A 12193-nucleotide genomic window follows, 5' to 3' on the forward strand; every position below is an offset into this window, starting at 1 on the left:
AGGTGTTGGTGCTTTACCTCTGGTGAGATGCCGCCGGAGCGCACAAAGTTGGGCCGAGTTCTGTGACCTAGTTCACGGCGGGCCCGATGGGTCCGACCTCGACGGGTATCTGGTCACTGACCGGGCCCATGCCCCACGGAACCTTGATCCACGTGCTCGATCCCGGCAGCCGGAACTCGGCGCGGGCCGGGGTCTGTGGCGCGGAGCCGTCCTTGTTGGTTTCGGCGGACCAGGTGAGGGATACCTCGGCCCAGTAGCCCGCCGAACCGGGCGGGTCGGGGGTGAGGGTGACGCGCTGCGGTGATCCCGTGCCATCGCCGAATTTACGAGGCAGCACCTTGCCGTCCGCCGTCACCAGCCGGAAGTCGGTCAGGTAGCCGTCGACGTCGCACGCCCGCGTCTTGGTGTGGAAGAACAGGCCGGCGCCCCAGCGGATGTCGTTGCCGTTGCCGCGTCCCGCCTCGTTGTGGTCCACCTTGATTTCTTCGGCCTTGCAGAGCTTGGGGTCGACCGGGGGCTTCGTCGAGGTCGGCGGCGGTGTGCTCGAACTCGAGCTCGGGGCGGCGGCGGACGAGGCGGGTGCGTCGCTTGTGGACGGTGGAGACGGCGGCGGGGTCTGTGCGGGCGCCGGGGTGTTCACCGCGGCCGTATTCGCCTTGGTGTCGCGCGGAACGAACCACCACACCGCAGCCGCCCCAGCGATCACGAGTGTCGCGCACAGCGAGATCACCAGTGCTCTCTTCGACCGCTTGCGCGGCAGATCGCCGCGCAGCTCGTCGGCGAGCGCGCGCATGGTCGGCCAGCGTTTCGCAGGGTCGGGCTGGAGTGCCTTCTTCACGACGTCGCCGAGTGGTTTCGGGATCGGCGGCGCGCCGGGGTCGCCGACGGTCGCGCCGGTGAGCAGCCGGTGGGCGAGCGCGCCGAGCCCGTAGACGTCGGTGCGCTCGTCGACGATGCCCGCCTGGCGTGCCTGTTCCGGCGCCATGTACCCGGGTGAACCCGCCATCTGCGTCAGGCCGGAGCCGTGCGCGAGCGCTTTCGCGAGGCCGAGATCCGCCAAGACCAGCCGGTCGCCCTGGAAGAGCACATTCGACGGTTTGAGGTCGCGGTGGACCACGTCCATCGCGTGCAGCACACAGACGGACTCGGCCACGTCGACGAGGATGGGCAACGCTTCCTCGGCGGGCATGGGCCCGTCGAGGCGATCTTCGAGGCTGCCGCCGTCGGCGAAGCTCGTGACGAAGTACGGCCTGCCGTCGGGCAGCTCTCCGATGTCGAGCACACGCAGGACACGCTCGGAGTCGGCTTGCCGCAACAGCCGTGCCTCGGCGAGAAACCGCTCGCGCACGTCGAGCCGCGAAGCCCAATTGTCCGCCAGCACCTTGATGGCCACCGGTGAACCCAGTTCGTCGTCACGCGCCAGCCACACCGACGCGAACGCGCCCGCCCCCAGCAGGCGCTCGACGGGATAGCGCCCGATCTGCTCGATGATGCACCCCCGGATAAGATCCCCCGGCTCGATGGTAAACGTTTCCGAGGGGGCACGGGATGGACGCCGACGTCGAGGCGCTGGCGGCCGAAGCCGCGACCGACCCGGCGGCGATGGACCGGCTGCTGCGCCGCATCGAACCGGAGGTCCTGCGTCGCTGTGGCCGATTCTTGCCGTGCCGCGAGGACGCCGAGGAAGCCTGCCAGGACGCGTTGCTCAAAGTCTCGGCCAACCTCGCCGGCTTCCAGTGGCGCAGCAAGTTCAGCACCTGGCTGCACACGATCGTGTCCAACAGCGCGCTCAGCACCTACCGCTCGTTGAAGCGCCGGTCGGAACGGCTCTCCGGAGATGAGGCACTCGAGCTGCGGCCTGATCCGCGCACCACCAGCGTCATCGCGGGCTCGCGGCTCGACCTGCTCGACGCGCTGGAGAAACTCGACGCGAGCAAACCGCAGGTGGTGCGGCCCTTCATCCTGCGTGACATCTCCCAGCTGACCTACGCCGAGATCGCTGAGGAACTGGATAGCCCGCTCGGCACGGTGAAGTCGCAGGTCCACGACGCGCGGCAGGCGATCCAGCAGCTGCTCGGCTGAGACCCGGGCGGGCAGCACGCGTTGGACTGCTCGAGCTGCTGTCATCGCTGTCCTGGTCGTGTCACGCGAGGCGGCGGTCGTTGGCCGATCGGTCAATGCCGAGGCCGTTGTCTTGGCGATTCGGCCACTTACTCGATCGGGTGAGGTGGCGCACGCTGCTCTGAACACTGACGAAGGGACCCGGTGTGGTGGAGCAGGTGGGAATCAGGCTGCGTAGCCGGCTCGTGCGCCGCAAGCCGCTCGAAGACCTGATGGCCGAACCCGAGCACGCGGGCGGGCTCAAGCGTTCGCTCGGCCTCGGGCACCTCACGATGATCAGCATCGGCGCGACGCTCGGCACCGGGATCTTCGTGGTGCTGGGCGAGGCGGTGCCCGTCGCGGGCCCGGCGATCGTGGTCTCCTTCATACTGGCCGGTATCACCGCCTTGTTCTCCGCACTGTCCTATGCGGAACTCGCGGGCATGATCCCGGCCTCCGGATCGTCCTATTCGTACACTTACGCCACGCTCGGCGAGCTCATCGCCTGGGTCTGCGGCTGGTGCCTGGTCCTCGAATACGGGGTGTCCGTCGCGGCCGTCGCCGTTGGCTGGGGCCAGTACCTCAACGAGCTTTTGCGGCTGCTGTTCGGGTTCGCGATCCCCGACGCGCTTAGCCAGCCGCCGGGCGCCGGCGGCGTGGTCAACGTGCCCGCGGTCGCGGTCGTGGTGCTCGCGATGGTCGTGCTGCTCGGCGGCGCGAAGGAGAGCGCGCGGGTCAACGCGATCATGGTCGCCATCAAGATCGGCGCGCTGCTGATGTTCTGCGCGGTCGCGTTCACCGCGTTGCGGGCCGGGAACCTCACCCCGTTCTTCCCGCTGGGGCTGGCCGGGATGAGCGCGGGCGGCGCGAAACTCTTCTTCTCCTACATCGGTTTCGACGCCGCTTCGACCGCGGGCGAGGAGGCGAAGAACCCGCAGCGGGACCTGCCGCGCGCCATCGTGCTCTCGCTGGTGATCATCACCGCGCTGTACTGCCTGGTCGCGCTCGCGGCCGTCGGCGCGATGCCGTGGGGCCGGTTCGAGGGCGCCGAAGCGGCGTTGAGCCAGGTGCTCTCGGACGCCACCGGCGGCGGCTCGATCTGGCCGCTGCTGCTCTCGGTCGGCGCGGTCGTGGCGACCTCCAGCGTGGTGCTCACGGTCCTGTATGGACAGACGAGGATCCTGTTCGCCATGTCGCGCGACGGATTGATGCCCGGTGTGTTCGCCAAGGTCAACCGCAAAGGCGTGCCGGCGTCGAACACCGTGCTGGTGTCGCTGTTCATCGCGGTGCTCGCCGCGTTCGTCCCGCTCGGCAGCCTGGCCGACGCGACCAGCATCGGCACGCTGTTCGCGTTCGGGTTGGTGAACCTCGCCGTGATCCTGCTGCGCCGGCGCAATCCGGACGCGCGGCGCACGTTCCGGGTGCCGTTCTCGCCGGTGACGCCGCTGCTCGGGGTCGGGTTCTGCGTGTACATGATGTTCAGCCTCGGCGCGATCACCTGGGTCGCGTTCGGGCTGTGGATGGTGGGCGGGCTGGCGCTGTACTTCGGCTACGGCATCAGGCGGTCACGGCTCAACGACCAGGCAGCGTGATCCCGGCCAGCGTTCTCAGCTGAAGCCAGAGCACGAGCCGTTCGTCGGGATCGGCCAGGTCGAACCCGAGCTGCTCCTGCATCTGGCGCAGCCGGTAGCGGCAGGTGTTCGGGTGCACGGCGAGCCGCTGCGCGGTGGCGGCCACGTCGCATGCCGAGTCGAGGTAGCAGAGCACGGTCCTGGCGTGTTCGGTGCCGTGGCGCTCGTCGTGGTCGACCAGCCGCTGCCACAGTCCCTGCCGCAGCCGGGTGTCGGTCGAGAGCACTGCTCTCAGGCGCAGCACGGCGACTTGGCCGCTGACGTCCTCGACCGCGGCGACTCCTGACTGAACGGTGACTCCTAAGGACAGGACGCGCAGCACCAAGTCGGCGTCCTCGCGGGACTGGACCGCGTCGGCGGGCGTCGCGACGACACCGCCGAGACCCGCGACGACGGGGACACGCAAAGACGAAAACGCTTGCGCGACGATGTCTTCGGCGATTTTGCGCTGATCGTCCTTGCCGGGGAGCAGCGCGTAGACCGTCCGTCCGATGAGGACACACGACTGGCGTCCATAGCGGGCTTCGCAGCGCAACGCGACGAGATCGAGCAACCTGAGCGTCGCCTGTTCGCGTCCCGGCCCGGTCTCCGAGCCGGTGATCGCGAAGGCCGCCACCCGGACGGGAACCTCTTCATCCACATCGGACGGACCGGCTTCACCTTCGAGCAGCCTCCGTAGCTGCCGTCCCTGTTGGCGGCGGGCGAGTTCCTCGGTGGCGCGGATCCGCAGCAGGTGCAGCGCGGCCGTCGCGGCCGATCCGCCGAGCACCTCTTCGGCGTTCGGCGCCAGCGAACCGCTGTCGACCACCCAGATCGAGCCCAGCGCCTCGCCGCCGGCGCGCACCGGCACGGCCAGCCTCGGGAGGCCGTCACCGAGCGCGGGGAAGTGCTTGACCTCGTTGCCGTGGAACAGGATCCGGTACTGCTCGGTGTTGGCCTCGCCGCCGGGCACCTGCCTGCCGAGAATGCCCTGCCTGCGGTCGTCGTCGACGTCCTGGCCGCGCAGCGTCGAGTAGGCGAGGATGCGCTGGTGCGGGTCCTCGATCGCGGTCGCCCCGCCTGCCGCGGCCGCGATCGCGTTGGCGAGCGCGAAAAGGTCCCCGAGCGCCGGTCCGGTCGCGCCGCCGGTCGCTCCGGTACTCAATGTCGACGAGATCAGCAGGTGGGCGCTGTGCCACGGCACCTCGTCGCCGACGACGAGCAGCCCGATCCCCGCCCGTTCGGCGGTGGCCGCGAGGTCGCCGACGGGCTCGCCGTAGTCCTTGACCACGACACCGGCGAACCCCGCCTTCGCGGCGTCGCGGATCACCGCCCGTGCCGCGCGCTGGGTGACGCCGACGGCCAGCAGCAGGCCGTCGCGGGTTTCGGGCAGCGGCGCCTGCGTGTCGAACAGGATCGCCTCACGCACTTCGCGATCCATGGCGGTGACCAGCCGGATCACCGCTTCGCCGAGCACGTCGACCAGCGCGGCGAGTGTGCTCGGCCGATCCGATTCGAGGGTCACGGTTGTTCACGGTACCCCGCATCGTTGGCCGGAACGCCAACGAGCGAGTACCGCTGTTGGCGGACCGGCCAGTTCGACGGGGTGGTGTCCTTGGCCAGACTCAGACGGGTGAACGCGGAAACGGTGGCTCAGCAAGCTGCGGCCTCGGCCGGTGTCCAGATCCGGCTGGTCGAGGACGTCGACGGGATCGCGCGGGTCGCTGGGTTCTTCGCGCAGGTCTGGCGAACGTCCGAGGAGCCATTGCCCGCCGAGACGTTGCGCAGCCTGGTGCACGCGGGCGGCTCGATCATCGGCGCTTACGCCGACGGCCGGCTCGCGGGTGCGGCGGTGGCCGTCTTCGAGCCACCTCGTGAGCGCGCGGTCTACTCCTTGCTGGCCGGGACGTCTTCGTCTGATCGTGGAGTCGGGTTCGCGTTGAAGCAGGCGCAGCGGGTTTGGGCGTTGCGTGAAGGCGCGCAGGTCATGTCGTGGACCTTCGACCCGCTGGTCGGCCGGAACGCCAGGTTCAACATGGCGAAGCTCGGCGCGGTCGGCACTGAGTACCTGGTCGACTTCTACGGCCCGATGAACGACGGCCTCAACGCCGGCGACGAAAGCGACCGCGTGACCGCCCGCTGGGACCTGTCCGCGGCCGCGCCCGCGCTCGAACACGATCGGGAAGGCGCGTTGTCCGACCTGACCGCGCCGGATGGCAAGCCGCTCACGGCGCACCGCGACGACCTGCTCTTCTGCCGCGTCCCCGCGGACATCGTGGAGCTGCGTGGCCGTGACCCGGAAGCCGCCATCGCTTGGCGCAAGGCGGTCCGCGATGTGTTCATCGGCGCGTTCGACCGCGGTTATCGCGTGGTCGGGATGTCCCGGGACGGCTGGTACACCCTCAGAGGAGCGGACTCGTGAAAATCGACCTGGTCGAACTGCTGCACGTCGAGATCCCGCTGGTCTCGCCGTTCCGGACCTCATTCGGCACGATGACGAGCAAGGACACGTTCCTGCTGCGTGTCGTCGCCGACGGTGCGGAGGGCTGGTCGGAGTTCGCGGCCGACCCGGAACCGTTGTACTGCTCGGAATTCGTGGCGGGTGCCGAGATCGTGCTCGCCACCTGCCTGGTGCCTAGTGTCGTCGCGCTGCCCGAGGTTTCCGCCTCTCGGGTGGGGCCGGCGATGGCTTTCGTCAAAGGGCATCACTTGGCGAAGGCGGCTCTCGAGACTGCCGTGCTGGACGCTGAGCTTCGTGCTTTCGGTATGACGATCGGCGGGTATCTCGGCGCGACCGCGTCGCGGGTTCCGGCTGGGGTTTCCGTTGGCATCAAAGCGTCTTTGCCTGAGCTGCTGGATGATGTCGAGCGGTATCTGAGCGAGGGTTACGTCCGGATCAAGCTCAAGATCGAGCCTGGCTGGGATGTCGCGCCGGTGCGTGCGGTTCGTGAGCGGTTCGGGTATGAGCTTCCGTTGCAAGTGGACGCGAATACGGCCTACTCGCTGGCGGACGCCGCACATCTGCGGCGGCTCGACGAGTTCGATCTGCTGCTGATCGAGCAGCCGCTGCCCGAGGACGACATGCGTGGGCACGCGGTGCTGGCCCAGCGGATGCGGACACCGATCTGCCTTGATGAGTCGATCACTTCGGCGCGGGACGCGGCCACGGCTCTCGCCATGGACGCTTGCCAGATCATCAACGTGAAGCCCGCACGGGTCGGTGGGTACCTGGAGGCTCGGCGGATCCATGATGTCGCGATGGCCAACGGGGTCGCGGTGTGGTGCGGCGGAATGCTGGAGACGGGGATCGGGCGTGCGCCGAATCTGGCTTTGGCGGCTTTGCCGGGGTTTGTGCTGCCGGGTGACCTTTCTGCTTCGAGCCGGTATTTCGCTGAAGACTTGACTGAGCCGTTCGTTGTCGAGGATGGGCATGTCCGGGTGCCTACCGGGGTGGGGATCGGGATTGAGCCGTTGCCTGATGCGGTGAAGCGGTTCACGACTTCTCGGCGGGTGCTGTACTCGCGCTAGCTCCCGAACACTTACGTTGGTGGTTCCTCCCGTCGGTCAGTTGATGTCGAACTCGTTCCCTTCAGGGTCCTTCATCCCGACCGCGTAATGGTCGATTCCTTCCTGGTACATGACAACAGTGATGGTCGCGCCCAAGCCCACCAGGCGGTCGGCTTCGGCGTCCACTCGCTTCTTCCGCGTCTGGATCGGGTCTGCCCGGTCGCCGCTGGCGTGGATGTCGATGTGCAGCCGGTTCTTCACCGTCTTCGCGTCCTGGACCGCATTGAACCAAATGGCTGGTCCTCCGCCCTGCGGGTCACTGATCCGATCCGCGCCGCCGGTCAACGCTTCTTCCGGCAGCCCCAGGTCGCGGTAATAGTCGTCCCAGGTAGCGAAACCGGCCGGGGGCGGGGCCAACTCGTAGCCCAGTGCTGCAGCCCAGAAGTTGGCTTGGCGGTTAGGATCGGCGCAGTCGATCACCAACTGATAGCGGACGGACATCGAGATTCCTTTCGTGGCGTTCAGGATGGAGACGTGGTTCGCGGACCTAGCTTGGCATCGGGGAGACCAGGGGCTCGCGGGTCTTGGAGTAGCTGCGCAAGGTGGTGGCTGAGGTCCAGATGTTCTCGCCGTCAGCTCCGACCTCGACCTTCCAGCGGCCGGAATGTTTGGCCAGGTGATGGCGGCGGCATTCGCATCGGCCGTTCTCGCTGTCGGTGGGGCCGTTGAGGTTCCAGGGCCGCAGGTGGTCGTAGTCGGTCTTGTCGGCTACGCGGTAGCAGGCCGGGAAGGTGCAGGTGTTGTCGCGTAGCTGGACGAATTCCTTGAGCGCCGCGCTGGGGCGGTACTTCTTCTCGGCCATCTTCTTGGGGTAGCCGCCGTCGTCGACCAGGACGCCGGTCCAGGTGGCCTTCAGGCTGAAGGCGATCTCGCGGAGCTGGTCGGCGGTGATGGCGCCGTAACCGCGGAGGGTGCCGGGGAGGTCGTCCAGGCCGAGGATGGTCGAGGCGTTGCCGGTGACGTAGACATGAGCGACGGTCTTGCTGGAGTACTTGCCCAGCAACAGGTCTCGCATGATGTCGGCCCGGAGTTCGTTCATGGTGCGGGGATCGCGTTTGCGGCGGAGTTCGCGGGCGATGGTGTCGATGCGGTCTTGGACCGCGTTGATGTTCTCGGCCGTGTCATGCCAGTGCTGGGTGGCCATTCCGTCGTAGTCGTTCTCCACGGACACCCGGCGATTCTTTTTCGCCGTGGCTCGGCGGTGGGCCGCGCCGTCGGGATCGATCGCGAGGATGGTGCGGCGCAGGAGATAGCCGAGCTGTTGCGGGTTCTTGAGCCAGGCCAGCTCGCTGATCGCAGCGTCGACGGCGCGGGCGGTCTCGTCGGACAAGCCCGTGGTGGCGCGGTCGATCATGTCGACGCGGGCGCGGTTGAGCCTGCCTTCCGCCAGTGCGGCGAAGGTGGCGGGTAGCAGGTGCAGCAGCTTGCGGGCCAGCGCGATGTCCCGGTCCGCGCGCACCGTGGAGATCTTGCGCTCGACCGCCAGGAGATCCACGGCCTCCCGTGGATCCTTGACCGCCTCGGCGAAGCCGTCGACGCTGCGCAGGTAGGCGGCTTCGGCCTGGGACCGGGCCTCGTCGGCTGCCGCGATCACGTCGAGGCGTTTGTCGGCGCTGAGTGGGGACAGGTCTGCCGTGAGCAGCGCCGAGGGCGGCTGACCTGTATAGGGGCTATGTCTTCGTTGTTCGTTCATATGTTCGAATATAGAGGCATGAGACACTGTCCGCCACAAAAATCTGTGCGCATGCCGCACAAAGGTGTGAAATCACCCGATGGAGTCACAGCTTCAGTGGGTACGCACGTCGTGGACCAAGGCGTCACGAGGTGGCGCGGGTGCCGCGCGGCGGAATGCCGTTCCGGTCGCGTTTCCCGTGCCCGGCGGGCAACCGGCGCACGAAGTGCTGATGAATGAGCGGGACGGGTTCGAACCGCGCATGAGTATGGGCGCGACCCTGCCCGCGGATGTGATGCTGCAAGAAGAAGACGGTCTGCTGCATGTGCAACTCTTGGCCTCCGCGCTAGGCCAGCCGTTTCGGCGATACCGACCGCCGCCGGTGCGGCTGGCGAAGGGCGAGTGGTTGCGCTGGCGGATCAACTACCGTTTCGTCGGATTCTGTGACGGCTCCTGGAGCTATCGGCTCGACACGCTCAACGTCGTCGCGGCCGCGACCGCGGGCGATCTCTTTCTCGGCAAGCCCACGCACCTGATCGACGAGCGTGTGCGGCTGGCCTGAACCGTCATCGGGGTGATCGTGTCCGCGGTCCATGCTGCCGGAAGACGACGAAGAGCAGCCGCAGGCCCACCAGCGCGCTGATCACCAGCAGGTTGTAGCCGAACGCCTGGTTGAGCGTGAGGTCGGCGGTCACGCGCGGCCCGCCGGTGCTCGTCAGCAGCAGCACCGCCATGAGTCCCGTCGCGGCTCCGACGAACGCGAGCAGGACCTCGTGCACGAGGCCGGTGATCACCTTGCGGTCGCGCTCGTCCGAGAACAGGCGGACGTTGAGCGAAAGCCTGCCTTCCTCGAGTGCGCTGCCGATGCGGTCCAGGCGGCGGGGGAGGCGGCGGATGACTGGGAGCAGGGTCATCAGCTCGTCGGAAACCGTGCGGCGCAGGGAATCCGGGCGCAGGCCCGCGCCGATCTGCGCGGTCGCGAAGGCGCGGGACTCGACGACGATGTCGAAGCCAGGCGAGAGGAGCGCGAGGGTGCCTTCCATGGTGGCGAGCGCCCGGAACACCGCCGCGACCGGGGCGGGCACGGCGAGCCTGAACTCGGCGACCACGCGGAACAGGTCGGTGAACATCTCGACGTCCGGGGCCTGGCCGTGGTGGAAGTGTTTGGCCACCAACGCGCCGAGCGCGCGCTCGAGGCGGCGCTCGTCGATCTCGTCGGGGCGGTCGACGATCTCGAGCAGGCCGTCGCGCAGGGCGGCGGCGTCGCCTCGGTCGAGTGCGAGCAGGAGGTTCTGGAGACCTCCGCGCAGGCTCGAGTCGATCCTGCCGACCGAGCCGAAGTCGAGGAGGCCGAGCCTGCCGTCGGCGAGCAGGAGCACGTTGCCGGGGTGGGGGTCCGCGTGGAACACGCCGTGCAGCATCACCTGGCGCAACAGGCAGTCCAAAAGGGACTTCGCCAGCGCTGAGCGCTTTTCGGCGGGAACGGTGTTCTTCGCGGCGGCGAGTGGGACGCCGTCGAGCCTGCGCATGACCAGGACGCGGTCGGTGGACAGTGCTTTGTGGACGGTGGGGAGGCCGATCTCGGCGGAGTCGTAGGCCGCCGACACGGCCGCGATGTTGCGGGCCTCGACGCGGAAGTCGAGCTCTTCGGCCAGCGCCTCGGCGAAACCTTCGGCGAGGTCGACGACGCCGAGCGCGCTGGCCCACTTCGCGCGCTGGTCGAGGGAGGCCGCGACGCGGCGGACGATGTCGAGGTCGCGGTCGACGATCTGCTGGACACCCGGCCGCTGGACCTTCACGACCACGTCCTCGCCTGAGCGCAGTTTCGCGCGGTAGACCTGGGCGATGGAGGCGGCCGCGAGCGGGATGGGGTCGAATTCGGCGAAGACCTCTTCGGGCGGCGCGCCGAGTTCGTCGCGCAGGAGCTGCTGGACCTCGGCCGCGGGCGCTTGGGCGACCTGATCCTGCAGTCTGCTCAATTCTTCGATGAATACCGGCGGCAGCAAATCAGGACGAGTCGACAGCAATTGCCCAAGTTTGACAAAGGTGACGCCGCTTTCCTCGAGAGCCTGACGCAGGGAACGGGCCAATTTCGCGTAACGCGCGGCGCCGGGATCGCGGCGGCCGGTCAGGTAGGGCCCGAGGCCGTGGCGGACCGCGATCCGGCTGATCTGCGAGTAGCGCCGCGCGCGGCCGATGCGGTTGCGGACCGACCGCAGACGGCCGAGCAGGCCGATGCCCTCACCGCTCGGCGCCGCGAACTCGGCGACGAAGAGGAACAGTAGTGTCGCGAGAAAAGCGCTGCCTGCAACGGGAATCAGCAACGCGGCGAAGAGTTTCGGGTTCCGGATGGCGTCCTGTGGCATCGCGGCCAGCACCCCGCCGGCGGTCAGCCAGCCGAAGCCGGCGCCGAGCAGCGCGCGCGACGCGCGGATGTGCACGCCGAGCACCCGCCGGGAAGCGACTACCAGCGGCCACAGCATCAGCAGGTAGGTCGGCAGGGTCAACAGCCCGAGCAGCAGCGAGGTCACCGCAAGATCAGACCACACGAATCTCCGCGCGGGCCCGGTACCCGAGGTGGGCTCGTCTCCCTCTCGAGGGTGAGTCCCCTACTTTCGGACGTGGCCGTCGTCGTGAACCGAGCCCTAACGTCGTCGAGCGCGGTTGCTTTCTTTCCCACATTCCGCCCAGGCAGTGAAAGGGAGAAAACAATGAACGGACGCGGGTTCGCGCGCGCCTTCGGGGTGGCCATGGCCATCGCGGCGCCGGTGCTGGTCTCCGCACCCGGCGCGGAAGCGGCGGTCACCACCACCATCTACCTCAACCCGGCGGGCCTGCCGGGGTACCAGGCGCAGCTCGACCAGTCCATCGCCAACTGGAACGCCGCGGTGCCGAACGTGAAGCTGGTGAAGCGCAGCACCGGCACCATCACCTTCCGCCAGGTCAGCGGCGGCGGCTCGTACACGAACACCAACGGCCACGGGCGCGGCACGATCGTGATCGACACCGTACAGGCGGGCCAGTACAGCCCGACCCGGATCATCGCGCACGAGATCGGGCACAACCTGGGCCTGCCGGACCACTACACCGGCCCCTGCTCGGAGCTCATGTCCGGCCACGGCCCCGGCACGTCGTGCCTGAACGCCAAGCCGGACGCGCGCGAAGCCGCGCAGGTGAAGCAGAACTTCATCAACGGCCTCGCCGCCGTCCAGGAGTTCAAGACCGTCTCTTAGTTCCCTCCCGG

General features: G+C 68.2%; 11 protein-coding genes. 6 read left to right on the top strand and 5 right to left on the bottom strand.

Annotation, left to right across the window (positions count from 1 at the left end; all coding sequences use genetic code 11):
- Nucleotides 1–67: 67 nt before the first annotated feature.
- Nucleotides 68–1657 (bottom strand): serine/threonine-protein kinase, encoded by a 1590-nt coding sequence (locus tag BLV57_RS43695; protein WP_342741220.1) that lies wholly within the window; start codon nucleotides 1655–1657, stop codon nucleotides 68–70.
- Between BLV57_RS43695 and BLV57_RS24920 the strand changes: the two genes are divergently transcribed.
- Both BLV57_RS24920 and BLV57_RS24925 read left to right on the top strand, forming a co-directional pair.
- A complete protein-coding gene (locus BLV57_RS24920) occupies nucleotides 1549–2082 on the top strand; it encodes an RNA polymerase sigma factor (RefSeq protein ID WP_091292600.1) in 534 nt (177 codons plus the stop codon). The two genes, BLV57_RS43695 and BLV57_RS24920, sit on opposite strands and share 109 nt — an antisense overlap.
- A gap of 251 nt (nucleotides 2083–2333) precedes the next feature.
- On the top strand, nucleotides 2334–3692 hold the full coding sequence (locus tag BLV57_RS24925) for an amino acid permease (protein ID WP_425426038.1): 1359 nt from the start codon (nucleotides 2334–2336) through the stop codon (nucleotides 3690–3692).
- Here BLV57_RS24925 and BLV57_RS24930 read toward each other — a convergent pair.
- Entirely contained in the window at nucleotides 3673–5235 is a 1563-nt protein-coding gene (locus BLV57_RS24930) for a PucR family transcriptional regulator (RefSeq protein ID WP_218134873.1), read from the bottom strand. The two genes, BLV57_RS24925 and BLV57_RS24930, sit on opposite strands and share 20 nt — an antisense overlap.
- A 108-nt stretch (nucleotides 5236–5343) precedes the next feature.
- On the opposite strand from BLV57_RS24930, the gene BLV57_RS24935 reads away from it, so the two are divergent.
- Nucleotides 5344–6132, top strand: a complete 789-nt coding sequence (locus BLV57_RS24935; RefSeq protein WP_091292602.1) for a chorismate synthase — start codon at nucleotides 5344–5346, stop codon at nucleotides 6130–6132.
- Nucleotides 6129–7238 carry an o-succinylbenzoate synthase gene (gene menC / locus BLV57_RS24940; RefSeq protein ID WP_091292604.1) on the top strand — a complete coding sequence of 370 codons (1110 nt, stop codon included), beginning with the start codon at nucleotides 6129–6131 and terminating at the stop codon, nucleotides 7236–7238. Before BLV57_RS24935 ends, menC begins: the two co-directional genes overlap by 4 nt.
- Nucleotides 7239–7274: 36 nt before the next feature.
- Here menC and BLV57_RS24945 read toward each other — a convergent pair whose 3' ends face one another.
- Together BLV57_RS24945 and BLV57_RS24950 are read right to left on the bottom strand one after the other, a co-directional pair.
- Nucleotides 7275–7718, bottom strand: a complete 444-nt coding sequence (locus BLV57_RS24945; protein ID WP_091292606.1) for a VOC family protein — start codon at nucleotides 7716–7718, stop codon at nucleotides 7275–7277.
- 46 nt (nucleotides 7719–7764) lie between these two features.
- Nucleotides 7765–8970, bottom strand: a complete 1206-nt coding sequence (locus BLV57_RS24950) for an HNH endonuclease signature motif containing protein (protein WP_091292608.1) — start codon at nucleotides 8968–8970, stop codon at nucleotides 7765–7767.
- A 79-nt stretch (nucleotides 8971–9049) separates the two neighbouring features.
- Between BLV57_RS24950 and BLV57_RS24955 the strand changes: the two genes are divergently transcribed.
- Nucleotides 9050–9511: a hypothetical protein gene (locus tag BLV57_RS24955; protein WP_091292610.1), complete on the top strand. Its 462-nt coding sequence runs from the start codon at nucleotides 9050–9052 to the stop codon at nucleotides 9509–9511.
- A gap of 4 nt (nucleotides 9512–9515) precedes the next feature.
- Here BLV57_RS24955 and BLV57_RS24960 read toward each other — a convergent pair whose 3' ends face one another.
- Nucleotides 9516–11432 carry an ABC1 kinase family protein gene (locus BLV57_RS24960; protein WP_091293227.1) on the bottom strand — a complete coding sequence of 639 codons (1917 nt, stop codon included), beginning with the start codon at nucleotides 11430–11432 and terminating at the stop codon, nucleotides 9516–9518.
- 228 nt (nucleotides 11433–11660) lie between these two features.
- On the opposite strand from BLV57_RS24960, the gene BLV57_RS24965 reads away from it, so the two are divergent.
- Nucleotides 11661–12182 (top strand): snapalysin family zinc-dependent metalloprotease, encoded by a 522-nt coding sequence (locus tag BLV57_RS24965; protein ID WP_091292611.1) that lies wholly within the window; start codon nucleotides 11661–11663, stop codon nucleotides 12180–12182.
- The last annotated feature ends 11 nt before the right edge of the window (nucleotides 12183–12193 follow it).

The sequence above is a fragment of the Amycolatopsis xylanica genome, assembly GCF_900107045.1.
In the GTDB taxonomy this organism is placed as follows: Bacteria; Actinomycetota; Actinomycetes; order Mycobacteriales; family Pseudonocardiaceae; genus Amycolatopsis; species Amycolatopsis xylanica.